This window comes from Miltoncostaea oceani (genome assembly GCF_018141545.1).
GTDB lineage: Bacteria > Actinomycetota > Thermoleophilia > Miltoncostaeales > Miltoncostaeaceae > Miltoncostaea > Miltoncostaea oceani.
In genome coordinates, this window is sequence record NZ_CP064356.1 from 580636 (window position 1) to 604457 (window position 23822).

Sequence of the window (23822 nt, forward strand, 5' to 3'; positions counted from 1 at the left end):
CGCCCTCCCGCGACCGGCGCGTGTCAGGCCCCCTCGGCCGCGAGGTGGGCCTGCAGCGCGTCGATCGCGGGGACCTGCCCGGCGACGAGCGCGACGCGCGCCCGGTCGAGGGCGACCCACTCGGCCCGGTCGACCTCGGGGAAGCGGGCGGTCCGGCCCGACCCGCGGGGCCACTCCATCTCGAACTCGTTGCTGGAGATCGCGGTGGCGTCGAAGTCGCCCTCCTGCGCGAACACCACGACGACCTTGCCGCCCCGCTGCCGGAACTCCCCGAGCGCCACGGGCGTCCCCTCCGGCGGCGGTGAGCCCATCTCCTCGGTGAACTCGCGCCGCGCGACCTGCAGCGGCTCCTCGCCCTCCTCGGCGAGGCCCTTCGGGATCGACCACGCCGCGGCGTCGCGGCGGGCCCAGAACGGACCGCCCATGTGGCCGATCAGCACCTCCGTCCCGGAGGGGCCGCGGCGGTGCAGCAGCAGGCCGGCGCTGCGCGTCGGCACGGCTCAGTCCGTGGGGGGCGTGCGGGCCCGGCTGGGGGCGACCCGCGGGGCCTCGTCGGGCATCTTCGGGTAGACCGGCGGCCACGGGTTGTCGGGGATGCCGGCGGCGAGGTCGGCCCGGTAGCGCTCGACGAGGGGCGCGATCGACTGGGGTGCGTCGTCCATCCCCTCCCAGGGGTCGCCGAGGCGGGCGAGCCGCTCCGGGACGCTGCGGATGGTGAGGGCGTCGGGTTCGATCCCCTCCAGCTCGTCCCAGGCGAACGGCGCGGACACCTGGGCGCCGGTGCGGGCCCGGATGCACCACGCCCCGAACACCGTCTTGTGCGGGGCGTTCTGGTTGAAGTCGACGAAGACCCGGGTGCCGCGCTCCTCCTTCCACCAGGCGCCGGTGATGAGGTCGGGCCGGCGGCGCTCCATCTCGCGCGCCACGGCGACGGCGGCCTGCCGGACGGCGAACGCGTCCGACCCCGGCGCGACGCGCACGTAGAGGTGCAGCCCGCGGTTGCCGGTGGTCTTCGGGAACGCGGCGACACCGACCTCGGTGAGGAACGCGCGGACCTCGGCGGCCGCCTCGCGGACCATCGCGAACGTGACGCCCGGCGACGGGTCGAGGTCGAGGCGCAGCTCGTCGACGTCGTCCGGCGCGGAGGCCCGGTACGCCCACGGGTGGAAGCCGAGGCACCCCTGGTTCGCCGCCCAGAGGACGTGGGCGATGTCGGCCATGACGAGGGCGCGGGAGGTGGTGCCGTTGGGGGTGGAGACGGTCGTCGTCTCGAGCCAGTCGGGCGCCGTGGCGGGGATGCGCTTCTGGAAGAACGAGGAGCCGGTCGCCCCGTTCGGGAACCGCTGCAGCAGCGTCGGCCGGTCGCGGACGGTGCGCATCAGCGGCGCGGCCACCGCGAGATAGTACCGGGCGACGTCGGCCTTCGTCTCGCCGTGCTCCGGGAACATCACCTTGCCGGGGCTGCTGATGGCGATCGTGCGCCCACCGGCGTCCAGCTCGAGGTGCTCGGCGTCCTTCGGCATGGGACCCGACGCTAGCGCACCCGGCGCGCGCGGACCCGCCGCCTCCCTATGATCGCCCGCATGCCGCTCGCCCGCCGCCGAACCAAGATCCTCGCCACGATCGGACCGGCCTCCGACTCGGAGGCCGTGCTGCGCGGGATGATCGAGGCGGGCCTGGACGCCGTGCGGCTGAACCTGTCGCACGGCACCCTCGAGGAGGCGCTCGCCACCCACGCCCGGGTGCGCGCCCTCGCGGCGGAGATGGGGCGCGCGGTCGGGACGCTCGTCGACCTGCCGGGACCGAAGATCCGCGCGGGCTCGTTCGGCCGCGACGGGGTCGACCTCACCGCCGGTCACCGCCTCCGCCTCGAACCCGGCAACGAGCGCTCGACGGCCGAGGTCGTCCAGGTCGACTACGACGGCCTGCTGGATGGCATCGAGGTCGGCGACCGCATCAGCTTCGGCGACGGTGGCATCGACATCGAGGTGGTCGACACCCCCGGTGACCGCCTGGACGCGGTGGTCAGCCACGGCGGCCACCTGACGGGGCGGCCGGGTGTCCACATCCCCTCGGAGCGCCTGCGGGTCGCCACCCCGACGCCGGACGACCTACGGATCCTCGACGCGTTCGTCGAGGCGGGCGTGGACATGGTCGCCATCTCGTTCGTGCGCTCCGCCCACGACGTCCGCCGCCTCGGCGCCGAGCCCCACCCGCGGGGGCCGCTGGTGGTGGCGAAGATCGAGACCCGCAGCGCGATCGACAACCTGGCGGGGATCCTCGACGCCGCCGGCGCGGTGATGATCGCCCGCGGCGACCTCGGCATCGAGTGCGCGATCGAGGACCTGCCGCACCTGCAGAAGCACATCATCCGGGAGTGCATCGCCCACGGGCGACCGGCGATCACGGCGACGCAGATGCTGGAGTCGATGATCCACGCCCCGTCGCCGACCCGCGCCGAGGCCTCGGACGTCGCGAACGCCGTCTTCGACGGGTCGTCGGCGGTGATGCTCTCCGGCGAGACGGCGACGGGCCGGGACCCGGTGAACGTGGTCGCGACGATGGCGCGCCTCTGCGCCCGCGCCGACGCGAACTTCGACGTCGACGGGTGGACGCGCCTCGTGAGCCGCCTGCGGGTCGCGGACCCCGACGGCGGCGACGGCCGCTACCGGCGGATCACCGACACGATGACCGACGCCGCCTGGCGCGTCGCCCAGGAGCTCGGGGCGAACGCGATCCTCTGCCTGACCCGCACGGGCTTCACGGTCCGCGCGATCGCCCGGTACCGGCCGACCACCCCCATCCTGGGCTTCACGCCCGACGAGCGCGTGCAGCGCCAGCTGTCGGTGAGCTGGGGGGCGACGCCGCTGCCCCTCTCCGGCTTCGCCGGCAACGAGCAGATGGTGGAGGAGGCGATCCGGACGGCCCGCGACGCCGGCCACGTGCGCGTCGGCGACATCGTCGTGGTCCTCGCGGGCATCGACGGCCGGTCCCGCACCACCGACGTCCTGCGCGTCATCCACGTCACCTAGCCCCGGGGGAAACCGCCCCATCGGGGGGATGCCGCCCGGTGCGCGGCCGGTCACGATGGCGCCGCGCCGTGTCGCGCGCCGTCAACCGACCCCGAGGAGACACGCGATGATCCGCCTGCTGATACGGACGGCGGTGATGCTGGTCGCGAACGCGATCGGCCTCATCGTGGCCGCGGCCCTCCTCGACGGCATGACCCTCGACGCCGCCGGGTTCATCACCGCGGTCCGTCGTGTTCACGGTGGCGATGGCGCTGATGCAGCCGTTCCTCGCGGTCCAGCTCCGCCGGGGCGGCTCGGCGGCGCTCGGCGGGGTGGCCCTCATCGCCACGCTGGCCGCCCTGATCCTCACGGCCGTAATCACCGACGGGCTCTCGATCGACGGCGCCGGCACCTGGATCGCCGCCTCCGTCATCGTCTGGGTGGCGGCACTCCTCGCCGCGTTCATCCTCCCGTTCCTCGGGCTGAAGAAGTACCTGGAGGAGCGGCGGGCCTAGTCCCGCCGCGGCCGTCCGCGGCCGCCCGGGCGGGGTGCGCTCAGCGCACCCCGCAGATCACGAGGTCACCGGCCGACGCGGCCTCGAGGCGCCACTCCGACGGGGCGACGACGGGCGTGACGCGCAGGACGGAGCCGTCGGCGGCCGCCGTGGCCATCGCCGCGCCCCCGGGGGACAGGTCGGCGTACCGCACCACGCGCACGCCCACGGGGCTCGACCCGGGGGCTCCGGACGAGCGCACCTGGAGCCCCGCCGGGGGGACGTCGAGGTTCACGATGACCGACGCCCCGGGCAGCGGGCTCGCGGTGAGGCACCCGGCGGGCCCGGGGCGCAGGGTGCCGTCGGCGGCGACGGCGCCGCGGGGCGGGCGCGTGCCGGTGGGGGCGGGGGCGGCCCCCTCGAGGGTGATCGCCCCGGCCCGGCGCAGGACGTCGTCGGCGGCGAGGCGGGCGTTGACGCTGCCCGCGCGGATCTCGTCGGCGCTGAAGGCCGGCGACCCGAGGTCCTCCACGGCCGCGAAGAAGGTCGCGGCGCGGATCTGGGGCCCGTACTGGGAGGCGGGCTGGAAGTCGTCGGGCACGCGGTCGCGCACCTCCGTCATGGCGCCGAGCGACGCCTGCACCTGGGCGGAGTAGTCGCGCCACTGGGCGCTCCCGGCGCGCAGCACGCCGATGTTGGTGATCAGGGAGAGCGTGACGAGCACGATGCCGACGACCCGGGCGCGGGGTGCCGTGATCGCCCGGGAGCCGATCAGAGCCGCGAGGAGCAGCAGCATGAACGCGGCGCCGGGGTAGATGTACCGCGGCTCGGCGGGGGTCCCGATGCCGAAGCGCGAGAGGCACAGCAGGCTCCACGTGACGCCGACGGCGAGCAGCACGAGCGTGACGCGGTCGCGGTCCGCCCACCGCCCGACCAGCCCGGCGACGGTCGCGACGGCGACCGCGATCAGGATGGAGCGCCCGATCTCCGGGTTCATCCCGAACACCCCGGCGAGCGCGGCGGCGGCGGCGTCGGCCATGTAGACCGGGATCTGGGGGATGTTCTCGGCCTTGGTGCTCGACTTCTCGGCTCCGTACGCGAGGTACCAGGCGCCGTAGAGGACGGCGGGGACCGCGACGATCCAGAGCCGCCGCACCCACCCGCCGCGCGCGAGCATCAGCGCGAAGACCCCGATCGTGAACGGCACGCCGAGGCTGGCCGCCGCGAGGCTGAGCAGGAGCAGGCCGCAGGCGGCGACGTCCCCCCGCGGGGTGCGCCGTTCGATCGCGAGGATCGCCCCCATCCCCGCCGCGAGCGACACGGTGACGCCGAGCTCGAAGGGCCACAGCAGCACCCCCCAGCCCGTGCCGAGGAACAGGAGCACCGTCGTGCCGAGGACCGCGACCTCGTTCGAGCTCCACGAGCGGAGCAGGGCGAAGAGCACCCCGGCGCAGGCGAGGTGCGAGACGACCAGGGCGATGGCGTACGGCCAGTACGAGGTGATCCCGAAGACCGCGAAGAGCACCTTGTAGACGAACGCCGCGACGAGGGCGAGGTGCTCGTTGTGCGACTCGAGGAACGCGTCGGGCCCCCATCCACGGCGATCCTGGATGAAGTCCCACTCGTCGAAGAAGAAGATCAGGTCGCGGTAGTTGCGCAGCAGCACCACCGCGGCGATCAGCCCGGCGACCACCACGATCGTGATCGCGGCCCGCGTGGAGAGGGGCTCACCGGCGAAGCGCCGCGCCCGATCCCACCAGGCGGGGACGGCACGCGGGGCGCGGCGGTCCGTGCCCGGTGTCGTGGGCTCAGGCGTGGGGTCTCCCTCGGCTGTGGCGGGTGCGCCGCCGGTCGTCGCGCGGCCGCCGCGGACCCTACCGCCGGCGGCGGACCGGACCAGCACCCCGGGTCGCCTGCCACTCCCCGACGCGCCGCACCGACGGGCCCGCCCGCCCCGCCGTAGGGTCCGCGTCCGACGTGGACGTCGCCGCCCCCATTGCCGCTGTCCTCGCCGCGGTCGGCCTCGCCGGGGCCGCCGGGCTGAACGCCTGGCTGCCCCTGTTGCTGGGGGCGGTGCTGGAGCGCCTCGACGTGGTGGAGCTCGGCGACCCGTTCGGGTCCCTCTCCGGGAACGCGGGGATCGTGGTGCTCACCGTCATCTTCCTCGCCGACTTCGTCGGCGACAAGATCCCGGGAGTCGACCACGTCCTGCACGTGGCGGGCACCGTCGTCCACCCCGTCGCGGGGGCGGTCCTGTTCGTCGGCGGGACCGGTGTGGACACGTCCATCCCGGCGGTCGTCGCCATGGTCCTGGGCGCAGCGACCGCCGAGACGCTGCACGCGGGGCGGGCGGCGCTGCGTCCCGTGTCGACGACCACCACCGCCGGGGTCGGCAACCCGTTCCTGTCGCTGGCGGAGGACGGCGCCAGCCTCCTGCTGACCGTCCTCGCGTTCGCCGTGCCCGTCCTCGCGGTGCTCGTGGTGCTGGCGTTGCTGGCCGCCGTCCTCAGTCGGGGCCGGCGGCGTACCCGGCGGACCCGCCGCCCCGGGTAGCGGCGCCGGTGGCTCCACGTCAGCCGGTGGTGGTCCCCGCGATGATCTTCATGATGTCGTGGCGTGCGACGAGGCCGATCAGCCTGCCGTCCTCCACCACCGGCATCCGCGTGATGTCGCGCTGTGTCATGCGGGTCATCGCGGTCCACACGTCGGCGTCCGGCCCCACGGTCTCGACGGGCGTCCGCATCACGTCCCGCACGGACCGGCCGGCGATCTCGGAGAGCGCCGCGGAGAGCTGGTCGGGGGTCTGGGCCCAGAGGTCCATGAGCCGGGCCGCGCGGACGGACGGCACGGCGAACGGGACGACGGTCTCGGCGAGCTCCACCTCGGCCTCGGTGAGCAGGCCGACGACGGCCGGATCCCCTCCCTCGCCCGTGACGACGACAGAGTTGATCCGATGCCGCACCATCAGGGCCGCGGCCTCCCGGACCGTGGCGCCGGGCGTCACGCTCACCGCCGGGCTCGACATGATGTCCCGCACCCTCACCGCCGCCCCTCCCGCTCGACGGGCCGCAGCCTACGGGCCGCCGGCCGGGGCCAGGAGCTCGTCGGTGACCAGCCGGTAGCCGATGCCGGACTGGGTGACGAGGTGACGGGGCCGTGAGGGGTCCTGCTCGAGCTTGCGCCGCAGGCGCGCCATGTAGACGCGCACGTAGTGGGTCTCGCCCTGGTAGGCGAGACCCCACACCGCCCGCAGCAGCATCGCGTGGGTGAGGACCTTGCCGGGATGCCGGCTGAGCGTCGCCACCAGCTCGTACTCGGTGGGCGTGAGGTGCACGAGCACGCCGTCGCGGAGCACCTGCTGGCGTGCGAGGTCGACCACGATCCCCCCGAAGCGGACGATCCCGGCACCGTCCACCGACTCGCTGACCCGTCGCAGCGACGCGCGCAGGCGCGCCAGGAGCTCGCCCGCCGAGTACGGCTTGGTGACGTAGTCGTCGGCGCCCGCGTCGAGCGCGGCGATCTTGTCGGCCTCCCCGTCGAGTGCCGACACCACGATGATCGGGACGTCGGTCCACTCGCGCAGTCGCCGGCAGACCTCGACACCGTCCATGTCGGGGAGACGGAGGTCGAGCACCACGGCGGCGGGGTGGCGGAGCGCGGCGGCCTCGAGGGCCGAGCGCCCATCGACCGCGGTGGCGACGTGGTAGCCGGCGGCCCCCAGGCTGGCGGTGAGGGCCCGGAGGATGAGGGGCTCGTCGTCGACGACGAGCACCGGCCGGGCGCTGGTCGTCACCCCTCGACCTCCGGGGGGGTCGTGAGGGGGAGGACGAGCGCGAAGCGGGCTCCGCCCCCCGCGGCCGTCCGGTGCTCCAGGCGCCCGCCCTGGGCCTCGGCCAGCCGACGGCACAGCGGGAGTCCCAGCCCGAGGCCGACGCCCTCCCGGTGGCTGAACGGCTCGAAGACCGTCGGCAGGACCCGCGGATCCACGCCGGGGCCGGCGTCCTCGACGGCGAGCTCCAGCTCCGCGCCGATGCGACGACCGACGACGCGCACGGGCGGCGCGCCGTGCCGCGCGGCGTTGTGGAGGAGGTTGACGAGGATGCGCTCGGTGAGCACCGGGTCGGCCTGCACGAGGGGCACGTCGTCGGGGATGTCGGTGCTCACCCCGACGCCGTCGAGGAACGCCGCCGCGGCCAGCAGGCCCGACCCCACGAGCTCCTCCAGCACGCACCACTCCATCCGGGCGGAGAGGACCCCGCCCTCGACCCGCGACAGGTCGAGCAGGTTCGAGACGACGCGCTCGAGGCGCTGGGTCTCCCCGATCACCGCGCGGAGGATCTCGGCCCTCTCGCGCGGGTCGTCGATCACCATCAGGGCGTCCGCGGCGTTCGCGATCCCCGCGAGGGGGGTCCGGAGCTCGTGGGTGACACCCCGCAGCAAGGCGGTCTTCAGCGCGTCGCTGCGGCGCAGCTCGCCCGCCAGCTCGAGCTGCTCCCGCCGGTGCCGTTCATCGGCGACGGCCCGTGCGAGCCGGTCGGCGACATCGCGCGCGAGGGCGGCCTCGTCCGGCGGGAACGTCGGCGCCGCGAACCACACGGCGCCCTCGATCCGTCCCTCGGCCCGGAGCGGGACGCAGAGGATCTCGGACCCGCCGGCACGCTCGCGGCCCTCCGCCCCCTCCCGGGCGACGCCCGCGGCGAGGCGCAGCGCCGCCTCCGCCGTCGCGGGGTCGCCCGGCGGACCGACCGATCGCGCGGAGTCCGCGCGGACGACCCCTCCCGACGTGACGAGCCCCGCGTCGCGTGCCAGGCGGAGCGCACCGTCGATGCGCTCATCGAGCGATCCCTCCGACTCGAGGGTCTCGATGACGGTCAGGAGGAGCTCGAGCCGGCGCGCCCGCCCCGGTGCCCCGGACGCGTCCGGTGAGCTCGTCGCCCTCATCGCCGGATCGTAGGCCACGGCGGGGGCGGCCTCCGCCGGCCGGATCCGCGGGGCGGGCGCCGTTGACGATCCGTTTCCGCCTGCCGGCGGACGTTGACGATCCGTTGAGGTGCCGGCGCCCATGATCCCATTGGCGGTGCCGCCGTGGGGATGTCCGGCGGCACCGCCTCTCCCATCCGGGGCCCGAGGAGGCACACCCCATGACGTCGAACGATCAGATGACCCTCGAGATCCGTCTGACCCGGCCGGGCTTCGACCTGCTGCGGGCGGAGCTGGCCCACCTCGTCGAGGTCGCCCGCCCGGACGCCCTGCGCCGCGTCCACGGCGCGTACGAGTCGGGCGGCGGCGACGGCGACTCCGAGATCTCCGACGCCCGCTGGGAGCAGGATCGGATCGAGATGCGCATCCGGCGGCTGGAGGACCAGCTCCGCACGGCGCGCCTCATCACGGACGGCGACCTCCGGTCGGGCCGGGTCGCGGTCGGCCACCGCGTCGACGTCCGGCGGGCCGGCGGACGGGAGCGCAGCTACGTGCTCGTCACCCCGCTCGAGGGGGACCCGCGCACGGGCCGGCTCTCGTGTGAGAGTCCTCTGGGCAGGCTCCTCCTCGACGCCGCCGTCGGCGACGTGGTCGTCCTGGAGCCGACGGGTGAGGAGATCACGATCGTGGCCGTCGAACCCGGTGGCGACCACGGGGGGGCCGTGTGACCCGCCCCACGCGCCGGGCGATCCACGCGTTGTCGTGGTGGACGGCCGTGGAATAGGTTGGTCACGCGAGCCGACCGAGCACGTGGGGGCCCCGTTGCCGATCCCGATCCGCGTCATGGCGTGCGTCCTCACGGTCGCGGGGTGCGCCACGGGCGCGGGGCTCGCCGCCGCGCAGACCGTCCCGGCGGTGCCGGCGGTGCCGGTCGTCCCGGGGGCGGAGACGGCCGAGTTCCGCCTGGTGATCGAGGGGACCTCCACCGCGACGCGCGACCTCGACCTCGGGGGATCGAACGGGATCTGCGACGCCCAGGTGAACGTCCACCTGGAGGAGACGGCGACGTGGCAGCGCGGGCGCGGCGTGGTCGTGCGGTTCACGAAGCTCGGGACGGGTCCGCGGGCGCCCGTCTTGATGACCCGCGTCGGGAGTCCGCGACCGGCCGTCACCGTCGTCGTGTCGGCGACGCGCACGAGCAGCGGCGCCGCGACGCGGACCCCCTCCGGCCCGCCGGAGGCCTGCCCGCCGGTCAGCGAGGACCTCTCCGGAGGGCCCGACTGCGGGAAGCCCGACCGCTCGCGGGCGGTGATGAGCCTCCTCTACGCCGGCGGGCTGCTGCGGATCCGGCAGACGGGCCTCGGGGCGCTCCCGGAGATCGACTGCCCCGTCAGCCAGGTCTACGGCGGGACCCCCGACATGCGGTTCAGCTGGCCGACCCCGCCGGCCCTGCGGCCGGAGCTGATCGCGCCGTCGCTCATCTTCGGCAACCGGCGGGCGTTCGTGGTGCGCGCCGCGTCCGGCCGTGCGCGCACCAACGCGCCGATCGCGTCGGGTCCCCTCACGGGTCGCGTCAGCGACTTCGGGCAGAACCGGGTGACCGTCCGCTTCATCCGGCTCCCCTGACCGGGCCGGTCGGTCAGGGAACGAGGCGGATGGGCCGGATGACGGGGTCCGTGGCCCGCTGACCCGGCCGGCTCCGCGCCCCGAGCGCGTAGCCGACGGCGAAGCGGAGTGGGGTGCGCACGTCGAAGGTCCGCGCCCGCCGCGGGACCTGGATGCAGGTGCGGGTGCGCCCGGCGGCGCGGAACACGACGAGCCGCTGGCCGAAGAGGCGCACGCTCCGCCGTCCGCTGAAGATCGTCACCAGGACCCGCGCAGGCCGGGTGCTGCCGACGACGACGGCGACGCATTTCGAGTGCTGCAGGGACCGCAGGGAGAGCTGCGCGGGACCCGTGACGGCCACCGGTCCGGCGCGCACCTCGCGGGGGCTCGGGATCGTCGTCTCGAGGTCGGGCACGAGCGGGAACGGGCGGCCGACGGCGCGCCGCGTGACGTCGACCTGCCGGCCGGGCACGAGGCGCAACCCGGCGAGCGCCGGATCCGAGGGCGTGACGGCGACGCCGCCGCGGACGTTGCCGACGCGGGTGCGGGCGCGCGTCGCGCTGTGGGCGACGCGCGCGACCCCGTCGTCGACGTCGACACGCGCGAGGGGCGTGAGGAGGGACGCGCCGGCGGGCGCCCCGGCCTGCTGGGTGCGCATCGGGCCCTGCGGGCCGAAGGCCGTCATCTCGACCTCCCCCTCGCGGAGCCGTGGGATGCGCTCCACCTCGAAGTACCCGGGCGTCGCGACGGGAGCCCCGTCCCCGCGGCTGAGGATCGTGCCGGTGATGGTGAAGGTCGCGCCGCCGGAGATCGCCTGGAGCTTCACGCCGGCGGGGCCCGCGCGGCCGGTGACCGGCAGCACGCTGATCGCGTCCCCGGCGCCGAGCACCCACCCGACCCGGGGTGTCAGCGTGCCACCGTTGATGCCCGAGTGGAACGTCGTCCCGCCTCGCGCCGCGAAGTCGATGCCGACGATGCGGAAGAGCGGCGGCCCGGTGATCGCCGGCTGGCCCGGGGGCGTACCGGGCGGGACCGCGGGGGCGGGCGGGGGCGTCGCGGGGACGGGTGCCTCGCCGTAGAGCTCGATCGCGATGCCACCCGTCCCGGTCGCGTTCAGGAACGCCCGCACCTGCGCCCCGAGCGGGCCGCTGGCCGGCGCGACGAAGGTGAGGTCGTACTCGTGGTCGGCCGCGTAGGGGAGCGCCCGCCCCGCGAGGGCGGTGGGCGAGCGCCGGTTGGCGGGGTCGCCGCCGAAGTCGAGGAACAGGGGCGAGACGGACCCCGGGCCCGGCGGCTGGTCCGTGCAGTCGTCCCCGGGGATGGGGGGACCCCCGGCGTGGAAGAAGCAGTAGAGGGCGTCGACGTCCTCCCGCCGCCCGAGGGTCGTGTAGTCCAGCGTCACGGTCGCCCCGAGGACGAGCCGGTAGGTCCGGCCCTGCTCGAGCGACACGGCGGTCTGCACCCGTGCGCCGCTGCCCGGCGCGGTCATCGTGGCGAGGAGCTGCTCGGCGCCCCGGGCGGGCTGCGGCGCGGCGACCGCGACGGCCAGCGCCGCGGCGAGGACGGCGAGAAGTGCGAGCGTGCGCGGTCTCGTGGCCACGCGGGGGGTCCGCCTCCGGTGGGGTGTCGAAACCGCCAGAACCTATCCCGCCCCGCGCCGCCCGGTCAACGGCGGGGACGGCCGCCGGCGATCACCGGCCCGAGGGGACATGATCCCCGGGCGGGCGATGACATCACGCACGGCGGGGGGTGTCGCGGAATGGATGAGGGCGGTGATCCGACGCCGGCGGGGGGTGGCCCCGTGACGGATGCCGCGACGGGGATCGCCGTCGACCGGCTGCCCGGTGCCGGCGCGTCCCTGGAGGTCGTGCTGATCGAGGGGGCCCGGTTCGGGGCGGACTCCGACGCCGGCCCCCGGCGGCCGCATCGGCACGACTACCACGAGCTCGTCTGGACGCGGCGCGGCGCCGGCCGGCACCTCATCGACGGGGAGGTCTCGTTGGTCGAGCCGGACACGATCACCCTGATCGGCCGCGGGCAGGTGCACATCTTCGAGAGCGCCCGCGGCCTCCATGGGGCGATCGTGCGCTTCGGCGACGAGCTGCTGCACGGCGACCCGGCGACGGGCGTCAACCCGGCGTGGCTGATCGGCAGCCGCGCCGTCCCGCGGGTGGCCGTCCCACCCGGCGAGGCGGGGCGCCTGGAGGCGGCGGTCGGGTTGCTGGCCGCCGAGGCGCGCCGCCCGCGGGATTCGCGCACGGTCGACCTCCAGCGCCACTTCCTGTCGGCGCTCCTGCTGTGGGTGGAGCGCTGGTACGAGGCGACGCGCACGGAGCAGCGCGACGCCGACGACCCGGACCTGCAGCTGTACCGGGGCTTCAGCGAGGTGCTCGAACGTGACTACGCGCGCCACCACGACGCGCCGCACTTCGCGAACGCGCTCGGCGTCCCGCAGGCGGCCCTGTCGCGCGCGCTCGTCCACGTCACCGGGCGGACGACGAAGGAGCTGATCACCGACCGGCGGATGCTGGAGGCGGCGCGGTTGCTGCGTTTCAGCGAGATGGGCGTCGGCGAGATCGCCCACCGCGCCGGCTACGGTGACCAGCTCTACTTCTCGCGGGCCTTCAAGCGCCGGTTCGGCGAGGCGCCATCGGCGTACCGCGAACGGGTGCGCGGGCGCGCCCCGGAGCGCTGAGCCCCGGGGCGCGACGTGCGCTACGAGACGATCTTCAGCGCGCTGGCGTACGTGCCGCCCACGCCGGGCTGGATCGCCATGTGCAGGTAGCCGGCGCCTTCGAGCTGGCGGGCGACGGCGAGCGGGCCGGCGTCGAGGACGCGCAGCCCGGCGCTCTCGGCGAGCTCACGGACGACGGCCTTGGCCGCGTCGTCGTCGGACGCGACGAAGACGTCGAGCGGCTGGTCGGCGACCCGGCCCTCGAGGAGCGAGCCGGCGAAGGTGGTGTTGAACGCCTTCACGACCTTCGCGCCGGGCGCCTTCGCCGCGATCTCCTGTGCGGCGGACCCGGCCTCCACCGTCAACGGCGCGTAGGTCTGCGGGTCGACGGGGTTGGTGATGTCGACGACGGTCTTGCCGTCCAGCCGGCCGGCGTAGCGGCCGAGCACGTCGTCGAGCGCCTGGTACCAGACGGCGAGGACCACCACGTCGCCGGAGATCGGGTCGCCGACGGCACCGGAGCGGACGTCTCCGGAGAGCTCGTCGGCGAGGGCCCGGGACTTGTCGGCGTCGGTGCCGAGCAGGGTGACGGCGTGGCCGCCGGCCAGTGCGCGGGTGGCGATCCCACGAGCCATGTTGCCGGTGCCGATGATCGTGATGTCCATGGTGGCGTCTCCTCGGGGTGCGGTGTGCGGGTCGAACGGACCACCCGAGGATGGACCGGCCGGGCGCGTGCCGGTATGGGCGAGATGCGCCGACGCATGGACCTCCTGGCGAGTGCCGAGCCCCCCCCCGGGCTCCCGTGCCAACGGGCGCGCCGGGTCGCGTGTCCGCCGGGAGCGGGACGCGGCACCGTGCCGGTCGCCGGAGGGTCCGAGGTCCGCGACCCAATGGGGCATCGCGCAGGCGGTCGTCAGCGCGTCGGGACGGAACGGTCGCCGATGGGCGGCCACGCTCGGACGTGTCAGCTGCAGTCGCCGTCGAATCCGGTGCGGGGGACGGAGACGCCGGGCTCCCCATGGACCATCACCCGGTCAGGTCCGAGCGCGGCGAGGTCGTCCGCCGACACCGCCGGTCCGTGCAGGGCCGTCCCGTCCTGCCCCTGCAACGTGCCGTCGATGATCCATACCGTGTCGCCCGTCGGCCCGGCGGCCGCGTCGCCACGCCACTCCGCGCCGGGATCCGCGGGGCGGAGGGTGCGCGGGGCCTCGTCCCCGACGGCCGTCCAGGCGCCGACCCGGGCGTTCTGCTCGTCGTCGGACATGTCCGCGGTCCGTCCCTCCGCGATGCTCACCATGACCACCCCCTCGCGGCAGGCGGCCACCAGGACCTCCAGCCGCCCCGAGTCGTCGAGGGCGGCGCCGAGCCTGCCGACCCGCTCGGGGGGTTCCGCCAGGTTGCCGCAGCCGGCCATGACCAGCAGGACGACCACGCTCACGGTGCGCATGCCACAGGGTGTCAGACATCCCCGACATACGCGGCGGCGCTCAGGGAAGGGCGCTCATGTGCACGAGGGTCCCCGGATCCACCGTGCCTTCTCCCGGTTCGATCCATGCGAGGGCTCGTGCCCCCGCCAGGGACCCGAGCTGCGCCGAGCCCTGACGCGCGAGGGGACGCAGGCCCTCCGGGCCCTCGGAGCACCGCACGAAGGTCGTCGCCCGCGGGTGGCGCCGGCAGGGCGCGGCGAGCGCGGCGCGGCGCGACCAGTCCCCGCGCGCGCCGAGCAGGGGGCGGCCCAGCAGATGGAAGGCGACCACGGCGGCCGCGGGGTTACCGGGAAGGGCCAGGATCACGGTCGAACGGCAGACCGCCAGGCCGACGGGATGGCCGGGACGCATCGCGACGCCCCGGAAGGCCCATCGCGCCCCCAGGCGCATCAGCGCCCCGGCGACGTGGTCGTGATCGCCCACCGACACGCCGCCCACCGTCACGATGAGATCCGGCTCGCCCTCGAGCAGCGCCGAGAGGGCCGACGCGGTCACCCGCCGGTCGTCGCCGGCATGGACGTGCTCCCCGGCCACCGCGCCGGCGGCGCGGGCCTGGGCACCGAGGGCGGCCAGGTTCGACTCGGTCCGGTGGGCGTGCGGGACGCGTGCGCCGGGGGGCACGAGCTCGTCTCCGGTGGTCAGGACCGCGACCACGGGACGAACCCGGCAGAGCGCCCCGGCATGACCGGCGGCCGCCAGCACCGACAGCTCGTGTGCGGCGACCACCGTCCCGGCCTCGAGCAGTCTCTCGCCCGCGGCGAGGTCGTCTCCGCGCGGCCGGACATGGTCGCCGGCCGCCCCCCCGGCGTCGATGAGCAGGCGCCCGCCGATCTCGCGGCCGTCCTCCCGTCGCACCACGGCGTCGGCGCCGTCGGGGATCAGCGCTCCCGTCGAGATCCGGCACGCCTCGCCGGGGTGCAGCGACCGGGCGGGGCCGTGGCCCGCGGCGCTCTCGTCCGTGATCCGCCGCACCGACCGCCCCCCGCCGGAGCGCACGGCCCAGCCGTCCATGGCCGAGGATGGCGCGGGCGGCAGGTCGTGCCGCGCCACGACGGCGGCGGCGAGGCACCGGCCGTGGACGTGTTCCAGCGGCACCCACTCCGTCGTACGGGCGGTCTCCAGCGAGCGCGCGCGGAGCACGGCGTCGCGTGCCGCCAGGCCCGGTCGTCCGCCGACAGGGCTCCGCCGTGGACCAGGGCACTCGGCGGCGGCGCCTAGCGTGACGCCACCACGGACGCGTGGGTGGCCGCTCCGGCCCCCCGGCGTCCCATGAGGTACAGCACGACCAGGGCGACGACGGCGGTCAGGGCGAGGGCGGCGAAACCGAGCGCGTAGCCGCCGGTGGCCGACTTCACGAAGGCCATCAGGAGGGGTGGGAAGAAGCCCCCCAGCCCGCCGGCCGCCCCGACGACGCCGGTCACGGCGCCCACCGAGTCCGGGAAGTCGTGGGCGACGAGCTTGAAGACCGCACCGGTCCCGAGCCCGAAGGCCGCCGCCATGCTGAGGGCGAGAAACGTCAGCGGGACCATCTGGTCGTGGAGTGGCGCCAGCAGGGCGGCGAGCACCCCGGTGGCCGCGAACGAGACACGGAGGATGGTGTCGGCGCCGACGCGGTCGGCCAGCCACCCGCCGATCGGCCGGGCGATCACGGCCACGAGGGCGAAGCCCGCGGCCCGCGCCGCCGCGTCGGGCTTGTCGAGCTCGTGGACGCCGGTCAGCAGCTTCGGGAGGTAGGCGAACATCGCCACGAAGCCGCCGAACGCGAGGAAGTAGTAGAAGGTCGGCGCCCATGCGGCGGGCTGTTCGCGGAAGATCCGCAGGGAGGAGAACATCCCGCCTGTGGACGTCGGCCGTGCGACCGGGGCGTCACGGGCGAGCAGCCAGAAGACGACCGCCATCGCGCCCACCAGGACCATGGCGAACACGAATGGCGCGGAGACGCCCCAGCGGTCGGCGATGCGGGGGGCGGTGAGGCCGCCGAGCACGGTCCCGCCCATGCCGATGCCGTAGAGGCCGAGGGCCATCCCCTGACGCTCACGCGGGTACCAGCGGCTCACGAAGGGGACGCCGACGGCGAAGGAGGCTCCGGCGAAGCCGAGGAAGAACCCGAAGAGGACGACGGCCGAGAAGGAGTCGTGCCACACGGCGAGCGCCGCCAGGGGCAGCGATGTGAAGGCCAGGAGCGCGGTGAACACGCGGCGCCCGCCGTACCGGTCGGTGAGCAGGCCGAGCGGTATGCGCATGAGCGATCCCATGAGGACCGGCACCGAGATCAGGACCGCGAGCTGGACCTCCGAGAGGCCGAGCAGGTCCTGCAGGTCGGGTCCCAGGGGGCCCATCATGCTCCACGCGTAGAACGAGACCGTGAACGCGAGGGTCGCCAGGACGAGCGCCCTGGTGTTCCCCCGGGGCTCGAAGGTGGACACGACAACCCCCCTTTTCAGGCTGTGGTGCGCGGCCGTGCGCGCTCGTCGGCGAGCGCGGTGGGCCGGCGGGAGCGGTACAGGATGTTGCTGCGGCCGAGATAGCCGAACGGGATGCTCCACGCGTGCACGAGCCGGCTGAAGGGCCAGAGCGCGTAGAGGAGCCAGGCCGCGACGACGTGGATGCGGTAGACGAGGGGCGCGCCGGCGATGAGCGACGTGTCGGGGTCGAGGGTGAACAGCCCGCGGAACCACGGGGCCACCGTCTCGCGATAGTCGTAGCCGCCGAGCAGCAGGTTCTCGCCCACCGTCGCGTACATGCCCGTGACGAGCATCACGCCGAGCAGCAGGTAGGTGGCGCGGTCGGTGGGTGTCGTGGTGGCGCGCACCCGCGCGTCGGTCTCGCGGCGCGCGAGCAGCAGCACGAAGCCCGCCAGCATCGTCAGGCCCGCGAGGGTGCCGGCGGTCACCGAGACCACGTGGTACATGTGCTCGGACACCCCGGCCCGCTCGGTCAGGGACGCCGGCACCAGCACCCCGAGCACGTGACCGCCGAGGACCGCGAACAGCCCGAGGTGGAAGAGCAGGATCGCCGGCCGCAGCCGACGGCTCTCCAGGATCTGGGTCGAGCGCGTGGTCCAGCCGAACTGGTCGTGCCGGTAGCGCCACACGTGCCCGACGACGAAGACCGTCATCGCCACGTAGGGGAGGACGATCCACAGGAGGAGCTCGACCGGCCTCATCGCGTGCCTCCGGCGGGTCCGCAGGGCGCGGTCGCGCGCACGGGGTCGGGCATGACCTCGGGCGGCGCGAAGGGTTCGAGTCCGACGGTCTCGCCGGGCGGGCCCTCGCGGGCGAGACGACGCAACTCGGCGACCTCGTCCTCCGCGAGGGGCGGGAGCAGCCGGCAGAGGGCGCCGATGAGGCCGGCCCAGGGGCTCTCGGCGCGCTCGAGCGACAGGCGGATGAGCTCGATGACCGGGCGGAAGCCCGCGAGCAGCTCACCGCCGCCGCCCGGTTCGAGCGCGGCGAACTCCACCACCACCGGCAGGTGGTCCGGGAGCTCGGGGCCCTCCAGCTCGAGCCCGGCTGCGTCATAGCGACGGCGCAGGTCGAGCAGGGCGAGGCCGCGCTGGCGGCGGTCGCCGTGGGTGTAGTAGGTGAGGTCGAGCGCGGTGCGACGCGAGAAGTCGAAGGTCTCGACGTAGGAGCGGCGCAGGTCGTCCGCGGGCTCGGCAGCCCACCAGGCGAGGAAGTCGCGGAGCGCCGCGACGCCCGGGGAGTCCGGCAGGGCGCGGGCCGCGGCGGCGACCTCGCCACGGCTCGCGACCAGCGTGGGATCCGGGTGCTGCAGTGCGATCGCGATGAGGGCGAGGGGCTCCATCACGCCCCCGGGGCCGGGACGGGCGCGTCGCCGCCGCATCCGCATTCGCGGCTCCCGCACCCGCTCGACGGCGACGACGCGGCGCGGGCGACGGGGTCGGATGCCGGCGAGGGCGCCGTGACGTGGAAGGCCTCGCCCGCCGCCTCCTCCCGCGTGGCCCGTCCGTTGGCGCCGCAGCCACCGGGCCCGCCCGCGAAGTCCAGGCCACAGGCGCCCTGCTGGGCGGACAGGGCCCCGGCGAGCTCGGCATGGGCGCTCGGGATGACGAAGCGCTCGTCGTACTTGGCCAGGGCCAGCAGCCGGTACATGTCCTCCATGTCCCCGACCTCCATGCCCACCGAGGCGGCCACCGACGGATCGGCCTCCCCGCCGAGGGACAGCTCGCGCATGTACCGCCGCATCGCCGCGAGCTGCTTGAGGACCCGCCGGACGACCTCGTCGTCGCCGGCGGCGAGCAGGTTGGAGAGGTACCGCACCGGGATCCGCAGCCGGTCGATCGCCGGGAAGACGTCGTCCGGGTCGGCGGTGCTCCCCTCCCCTTCGATCATCCCCATCACCGGCGACAGCGGCGGCACGTACCAGACCATCGGCAGGGTCCGGTACTCCGGGTGGAGGGGCAGCGCCACCCGGTGGCGCATCGCCAGGGCGTACACCGGCGAGCGGCGGGCGGCGTCGATCCAGTCGGCCGGGATGCCGTCGGCCTCGGCGCGGCGGCGGACCTCGGGGTCCTCGGGGTCGAGGAAGACGTCGAGCTGCGCGTCGAGCAGGTCCCTTGGGTCCTCCACGGAGGCCGCGTGCTCCACGCGGTCGGCGTCGTACAGGACGACGCCGATGTAGCGGATCCGGCCCACGCAGGTCTCGGCGCAGATCGTCGGCATCCCCGCCTCGATCCGCGGATAGCAGAGGGTGCACTTCTCGGCTTTACCGGTCTGCCAGTTGAAGTAGACCTTCTTGTAGGGGCAGTTGGAGACGCACATGCGCCACCCCCGGCACGCCTCCTGGTCGACGAGGACGATGCCGTCCTCCTCGCGCTTGTACATGGCGCCCGACGGGCACGAGGCGACGCACGAGGGGTTGAGGCAGTGCTCGCAGATGCGTGGCAGGTACATCATGAAGACCCGCTCGTACTCCATCCGCACGGCGTCCTCTATGCCCCGCAGGTTGGGGTCCGCGGGGGCGTGCTCGGGGGCCCCGGCGAGGTCGTCCTCCCAGTTCGGCCCCCACTCGATCTCCATCGGCTCGCCGGTCAGGGCCGACACGGGCCGCGCGACCGGCTGGTGCTCGGAGGTCGGCGCCCGCGTCAGCGCGTCGTAGTCGAAGGTGAACGGCTCGTAGTAGTCGTCCAGCGACGGCAGGTCGGGGTTGAAGAAGATGTTGAACAGGCGCCGCGAGCGCGAGCCGCTCCTCAGCTCTAGGCGCCCTTTTCTCGAGAGCTCCCATCCGCCGTGCCAGGAGTCCTGGTCCTCCCAGCGTTTCGGGTATCCGACCCCGGGCTTCGTCTCGACGTCGTTGAACCACATGTACTCGGCGCCGTCGCGGTTCGTCCACACGTTCTTGCAGGTGACGCTGCACGTGTGGCACCCGATGCACTTGTCGAGGTTCATCACCATGCCGACCTGGGCCCGCACGCGCATCAGTACGCCACCTCCGACTGGCGACGGCGGATGACCGTCAGCTCGTCGCGCTGTGATCCGGTGGGCCCGTAGTAGTTGAAGCCCCACGAGAGCTGCGCGTAGCCGCCGATCATGTGCGTCGGCTTGATCGTGATCTTGGTGAGCGAGTTGTGCGTGCCGCCGCGGGTGCCCGACACCTCGGAAAGCGGCACGTTGATGTGACGGTCCTGGGCGTGGTACATGAGCGACGTCCCCTCGGGGATGCGGTGCGAGACGACCGCCCGGCAGGCCACCACCCCGTTGCGGTTGTAGGCCTCGATCCAGTCGTTGTCGCGGACGCCGATGCGGTCGGCGTCGAGCGGGCTCAGCCAGATGACCGGGCCGCCCCGGAACAGCGTCAGCATCTGCAGGTTGTCCTGATAGGTCGAATGGATCGACCACTTGGAGTGCGGCGTGAGGTAGCGCAGCGTGACCTCCGCGACCCCGTCGTCGATGCCCTGCTGGCCGAGGTGGCGCGCCAGGTTGAGCGGGGGGCGGTACGCCGGCAACCCCTCGCCGTACTCCCGCATCCAGGGGTGGTCGAGGTAGAAGTGCTGGCGTCCGGTGAGGGTGCGGAAGGGCACCTCGCGCTCGATGTTGATCGTGAAGGGGGAGTAGCGGCGCTCGCGGCTCTCCATCCCCGACCACTCTGCCGATGCGATCACCTTGCGGGGCTGGATCTGGGTGTCCTCAAAGGTGATCCGGGTCTCGGCGTGCTCGGTCGCGAGATCGGCGAGCCCGTTGCCGGTGCGCTTCTCCAGCGCGCGGAAGCTCTCGACCGCGAGCCGGCCGTTGGTGGTGCCCGACAGCGCCAGGATCGTCTCGCAGACCTGCTCGGCGCGCTCCATCCGGGGTCGTCCGTTGGCCGGTCCGCCGCGCACGCGGCCGTGACGGACAGCCAGTTCCTCCACCTCGCGGTCGGGCGTCCACGAGACACCCTTCCAGGCCGTGCCGGCGCTCTCGACGAGTGGGCCCAGCGCCGTCATGCGGGCGTGCAGGGCCGGGTAGTCGCGCACCACCGGTATCAAGCGGGGCATCGTCTGCCCGGGGATCGGCTCGCACTCCCCGAGCTTCCAGTCGCGCACCGGCGCGCCGATCTGGGCGAGCTCGTCGGGGCTGTCGTGGAGCAGCGGCGCGGCGACCAGGTCGGTGCGCACCCCGAGGTGCCGTTCGGCCAGGCGCGAGAACGACTCGGCGAGGCGGACGAAGATGTCCCAGTCGGTGCGGGTCTCCCACGGCGGCCCGATGGCGGGGGAGAAGGCGTGGACGAACGGGTGCAGGTCCGTGCTCGAGATGTCGTGCTTCTCGTACCAGGTGGCGGCCGGAAGGACGACGTCCGAGTGCAGGCACGAGCCGTTCATCCGGAAGTCGAGGGTGACGAGCAGGTCGAGCTTCGCCTCGGCCGCCTCGTTGTGCCACACGACCTCCGCCGGCCGCAGCTCCGGCGGCGACTCCTCACCCCGGATCGCCGAGGTCGTGACGCCGAGCAGGTGCTTGAGGAAGTGCTCGTGCCCCTTACTGGACGATCCGAAGAGGTTGGATCGCCACAGGGTCAGGACCCGCGGGAAGTTCTCGGGCGCGCCCGGGTCCTCGGCGGCGAACCGGAGCGCGCCCGCCTTCAGCTCGCGCACGACGTAGTCCGCCGGCGTGATGCCCTCCGCCTCGGCGGCCGGCGTGATCTCGAGCGGGTTGCGGTCGAAGCTGGGGTACGCCGGGAGCCAGCCCATCCGCGCGGCCTTGGCGTAGAGGTCGGCGAAGTGGGCGCCGCGCATGGCGCCATCGCCGAGGGGCGAAGCGAGCTCGTCGGCCGCGAAGGCCTCGTAGCGGTACTGCTCGGTGGCCAGGTACCAGAAGGGCGTGGCCGCCTGGTGGCGCGGGGGCCGGTTCCAGTCGAGCGCGAATGCCACCTGCGAGAAGCCGGTGATCGGCCGCACCTTCTCCTGCCCGACGTAGTGCGCCCAGCCGCCCCCGTTGACCCCCTGGCAGCCGCAGAGCACGACCATGCTGAGCATCGCGCGGTAGATCAGGTCCGAGTGGTACCAGTGGTTCGTCCCGGCGCCCATCACGATCATGGAGCGGCCGTTCGTCCGCTCCGCGTTCCGGGCGAACTCGCGGGCGATGCGCGTCACGAGCCCGGCGTCCACGCCGGTGATCTCCTCCTGCCATGCGGGTGTGTACGGCTCCGGGTCGTCCAGGCCGTCCGGCCAGTCGCCCGGGAGTCCCTCACGGGCGACGCCGAGCTGGGCGGCCAGCAGGTCGAAGACCGTGGTCACGAGGTGGCCGCCGACGCGGCGCACCGGCACGCCCCGGCGCATGACCGTGCCCCCCTCGGTGTCGCCCACGTCGAACCGCGGCAGGTCGACCGCGACCGACTCGCCCGTGTCGAGGAGGGTGATCGCCGGGACGACCCCCTGGAGGTCGAGGTTCCAGCGCCCGAGTCCCTCGTCGCCCCAGCGGAATCCGATCGATCCGTTCGGGACGGCAGGGCGGGCGGCGGTCGTGTCCCAGACGACCGTCTTCGCCTCGGCGTTCTCGCTCGTCTCCCCCAGGTCGGCGGCGGTGAGGAACGCGCCCGCGACGTGCGCCCCGTCGCGCTCGGTGAGCCGCACCAGGAACGGCAGGTCCGTGAAGCGACGGGCGTAGTCGGCGAAGTACGGCGTCTCGCGCTCCACGTAGAACTCGCGGAGGATCACGTGGGTCATCGCCAGGGCCAGGGCGCCGTCGGTGCCCGGCTGGGCGGCCAGCCAGTGGTCGGCGAACTTGGTGTGGTCCGAGTAGTCGGGCGAGACCACGACGGTCTTCTGGCCCTTGTAGCGCGCCTCGGTCATGAAGTGCGCGTCCGGCGTGCGCGTCATGGGGATGTTGGAGCCCCACATCATCAGGTAGGTGGCGTTCCACCAGTCGGCCGACTCCGGCACGTCGGTCTGGTCGCCCCAGACCTGCGGCGAGGCCGGGGGCAGGTCGGCGTACCAGTCGTAGAAGCTCGTCAGAACCCCTCCCATCAGGGAGAAGAACCGCGTGCCCGCCGAGTACGAGACCATCGACATCGCCGGGATCGGGGAGAACCCCACGATCCGGTCGGGTCCCCACCGCAGGATCGTGTGCACGTGTGCGGCGGCCACCATGTCGGCGACCTCGTCCCAGGAGGCGCGCGCCAGCCCCCCCTTGCCCCGCTGCGAGGTGTAGGCGAGGCGTGCCTCCGGGTCGTCCACGATCGCGGCCCACGCATCGACCGGGTCACCCGTCGTCGCGAGCGCAGCCCGGTAGCGCTCGAGGAGGGCGCCGCGGACGTAGGGGTGCCGGATCCGCAGCGGCGAGTAGACGTACCACGAGAACGACGCGCCCCGCGGGCAGCCACGCGGCTCGTAGTCGGGGACGTCCGCCCCGTTCTCGGGGTAGTCGGTCTGCTGGGTCTCCCAGGTGACGATCCCCTGCTTGACGTGCACCTGCCAGGAGCACGAACCGGTGCAGTTGACGCCGTGGGTCGAACGCACGATGCGGTCGTGCTGCCAGCGCTCACGGTACGACGACTCCCAGTCGCGCGATCGGCCGCCGTCGAGGGCGCTCCAGGCACCGTCGGGCCTCGATGTCAGTCGGCGGAAGAAGCGCGGGCTCGGCAGGGTCATCGCGGCCGTACCTCCGGGTGTCTGCGGGCTGCCGATCGTCCGCTGGCCCCGGAGGGTCGCCATCGGGGCGCCCCCCGAGCGGAGCGGCGCGAACCACCCGGCCCGGCGTGCGGCGAATCCGCAGGGGGCGCGGGCGCCGGCGGGGACGGGGGGCGACGCGGCGGGGGCGACGGACACGACACGTAACCGTTGTATAGTCGAGGGTGATCTCTAATAAATGCCTGCAACGTCCCGACATCGGCGGCCGACCCACCGGGATCGCCCCCCTGGAGACGACGGGCGCCCGCGGGGAGATGCTCGCCCGGGACCGCGATGGAGGTGCATCGATGACCGACCGCCAGTGGATCGACGCGTTCGCGGCGGCGCTGGGGGCCGAGCCGCCCACCGATGCGGCCATCGAGGCGCTCCTGGCGCTGGCGGGCGAGGCCGCGCACGCGTCACAGAGGACCGCCGCGCCGGTCGCCTGCTGGCTGGCGGCGGTGGCGGGGCGCACCCCCGATGACGCCCTCGCCGTGGCCCGGACGATCGCGCTCCGGAACGGGTAGG

Annotated in this window: 22 protein-coding genes; 7 read left to right on the plus strand and 15 right to left on the minus strand. The window is 74.2% G+C overall.

Translation table 11 applies throughout. The annotated features are described in order from the left end of the window. Positions 1–23: 23 nt before the first annotated feature. The gene (locus tag IU369_RS02890; RefSeq protein WP_217923067.1) at positions 24–497 is read right to left on the minus strand and encodes an NUDIX hydrolase; all 474 of its coding nucleotides are present in this window, start codon (positions 495–497) and stop codon (positions 24–26) included. A gap of 3 nt (positions 498–500) precedes the next feature. Further along, positions 501–1523 carry a non-homologous end-joining DNA ligase gene (gene ligD / locus IU369_RS02895; protein ID WP_217923068.1) on the minus strand — a complete coding sequence of 341 codons (1023 nt, stop codon included), beginning with the start codon at positions 1521–1523 and terminating at the stop codon, positions 501–503. A gap of 60 nt (positions 1524–1583) precedes the next feature. Here ligD and pyk point away from each other — a divergent pair, with 60 nt between their 5' ends. Together pyk and IU369_RS02905 are read left to right on the plus strand one after the other, a co-directional pair. Further along, on the plus strand, positions 1584–3032 hold the full coding sequence (gene pyk / locus IU369_RS02900) for a pyruvate kinase (RefSeq protein ID WP_217923069.1): 1449 nt from the start codon (positions 1584–1586) through the stop codon (positions 3030–3032). Positions 3033–3262: 230 nt separating this feature from the next. Then, on the plus strand, positions 3263–3526 hold the full coding sequence (locus IU369_RS02905) for a hypothetical protein (protein ID WP_217923070.1): 264 nt from the start codon (positions 3263–3265) through the stop codon (positions 3524–3526). Positions 3527–3566: 40 nt separating this feature from the next. Here IU369_RS02905 and IU369_RS02910 read toward each other — a convergent pair whose 3' ends face one another. Further along, entirely contained in the window at positions 3567–5408 is a 1842-nt protein-coding gene (locus IU369_RS02910) for a hypothetical protein (protein WP_217923071.1), read from the minus strand. Between the two features lie 74 nt (positions 5409–5482). Between IU369_RS02910 and IU369_RS02915 the strand changes: the two genes are divergently transcribed. Next, a complete protein-coding gene (locus tag IU369_RS02915; RefSeq protein ID WP_217923072.1) occupies positions 5483–6058 on the plus strand; it encodes a DUF4126 domain-containing protein in 576 nt (191 codons plus the stop codon). A 19-nt stretch (positions 6059–6077) separates the two neighbouring features. On the opposite strand, the gene IU369_RS02920 is transcribed toward IU369_RS02915, so the two are convergent. The 3 genes from IU369_RS02920 to IU369_RS02930 are packed head-to-tail and all read right to left on the minus strand — an operon-like array spanning position 6078 to position 8446. Beyond that, positions 6078–6548: a CBS domain-containing protein gene (locus IU369_RS02920; RefSeq protein ID WP_217923073.1), complete on the minus strand. Its 471-nt coding sequence runs from the start codon at positions 6546–6548 to the stop codon at positions 6078–6080. A gap of 30 nt (positions 6549–6578) precedes the next feature. After that, positions 6579–7298 carry a response regulator gene (locus IU369_RS02925; protein ID WP_246551329.1) on the minus strand — a complete coding sequence of 240 codons (720 nt, stop codon included), beginning with the start codon at positions 7296–7298 and terminating at the stop codon, positions 6579–6581. After that, positions 7295–8446: a sensor histidine kinase gene (locus IU369_RS02930; RefSeq protein ID WP_217923074.1), complete on the minus strand. Its 1152-nt coding sequence runs from the start codon at positions 8444–8446 to the stop codon at positions 7295–7297. Before IU369_RS02930 ends, IU369_RS02925 begins: the two co-directional genes overlap by 4 nt. Before the next feature lie 200 nt (positions 8447–8646). On the opposite strand from IU369_RS02930, the gene IU369_RS02935 reads away from it, so the two are divergent. Further along, positions 8647–9153, plus strand: a complete 507-nt coding sequence (locus IU369_RS02935; protein WP_217923075.1) for a GreA/GreB family elongation factor — start codon at positions 8647–8649, stop codon at positions 9151–9153. Positions 9154–9247: 94 nt separating this feature from the next. Continuing rightward, positions 9248–10051 (plus strand): hypothetical protein, encoded by an 804-nt coding sequence (locus IU369_RS02940; RefSeq protein WP_217923076.1) that lies wholly within the window; start codon positions 9248–9250, stop codon positions 10049–10051. 13 nt (positions 10052–10064) lie between these two features. Here IU369_RS02940 and IU369_RS02945 read toward each other — a convergent pair whose 3' ends face one another. Beyond that, positions 10065–11630, minus strand: coding sequence for a hypothetical protein (locus tag IU369_RS02945; protein WP_217923077.1), 1566 nt, complete (start codon positions 11628–11630; stop codon positions 10065–10067). A gap of 201 nt (positions 11631–11831) precedes the next feature. Between IU369_RS02945 and IU369_RS02950 the strand changes: the two genes are divergently transcribed. Further along, the gene (locus tag IU369_RS02950) at positions 11832–12725 is read left to right on the plus strand and encodes a helix-turn-helix transcriptional regulator (RefSeq protein WP_217923078.1); all 894 of its coding nucleotides are present in this window, start codon (positions 11832–11834) and stop codon (positions 12723–12725) included. Between the two features lie 20 nt (positions 12726–12745). On the opposite strand, the gene IU369_RS02955 is transcribed toward IU369_RS02950, so the two are convergent. The 8 genes from IU369_RS02955 to IU369_RS02990 all read right to left on the minus strand — a co-directional run bounded on the left by IU369_RS02955 (position 12746) and on the right by IU369_RS02990 (position 23276). Next, positions 12746–13369: an NADPH-dependent F420 reductase gene (locus tag IU369_RS02955; RefSeq protein WP_217923079.1), complete on the minus strand. Its 624-nt coding sequence runs from the start codon at positions 13367–13369 to the stop codon at positions 12746–12748. 299 nt (positions 13370–13668) lie between these two features. After that, positions 13669–14151 (minus strand): hypothetical protein, encoded by a 483-nt coding sequence (locus IU369_RS02960; RefSeq protein WP_217923080.1) that lies wholly within the window; start codon positions 14149–14151, stop codon positions 13669–13671. 40 nt (positions 14152–14191) lie between these two features. Beyond that, positions 14192–15331, minus strand: a complete 1140-nt coding sequence (locus IU369_RS02965; protein ID WP_281426204.1) for a molybdopterin molybdotransferase MoeA — start codon at positions 15329–15331, stop codon at positions 14192–14194. A 74-nt stretch (positions 15332–15405) separates the two neighbouring features. After that, positions 15406–16617 carry an MFS transporter gene (locus tag IU369_RS02970; RefSeq protein ID WP_217923082.1) on the minus strand — a complete coding sequence of 404 codons (1212 nt, stop codon included), beginning with the start codon at positions 16615–16617 and terminating at the stop codon, positions 15406–15408. 14 nt (positions 16618–16631) lie between these two features. Then, positions 16632–17357, minus strand: coding sequence for a respiratory nitrate reductase subunit gamma (narI, locus tag IU369_RS02975; protein WP_217923083.1), 726 nt, complete (start codon positions 17355–17357; stop codon positions 16632–16634). Then, positions 17354–17998, minus strand: a complete 645-nt coding sequence (gene narJ, locus IU369_RS02980) for a nitrate reductase molybdenum cofactor assembly chaperone (protein ID WP_217923084.1) — start codon at positions 17996–17998, stop codon at positions 17354–17356. The genes narI and narJ overlap by 4 nt, the downstream gene beginning before the upstream one ends. Then, the gene (gene narH, locus IU369_RS02985; RefSeq protein ID WP_217923085.1) at positions 17998–19632 is read right to left on the minus strand and encodes a nitrate reductase subunit beta; all 1635 of its coding nucleotides are present in this window, start codon (positions 19630–19632) and stop codon (positions 17998–18000) included. The genes narJ and narH overlap by 1 nt, the downstream gene beginning before the upstream one ends. Next, the gene (locus IU369_RS02990; protein WP_425516810.1) at positions 19632–23276 is read right to left on the minus strand and encodes a nitrate reductase subunit alpha; all 3645 of its coding nucleotides are present in this window, start codon (positions 23274–23276) and stop codon (positions 19632–19634) included. Before IU369_RS02990 ends, narH begins: the two co-directional genes overlap by 1 nt. Positions 23277–23602: 326 nt before the next feature. Between IU369_RS02990 and IU369_RS02995 the strand changes: the two genes are divergently transcribed. Continuing rightward, positions 23603–23821: a DUF6457 domain-containing protein gene (locus IU369_RS02995; RefSeq protein ID WP_217923087.1), complete on the plus strand. Its 219-nt coding sequence runs from the start codon at positions 23603–23605 to the stop codon at positions 23819–23821. Position 23822: the final 1 nt, after the last annotated feature.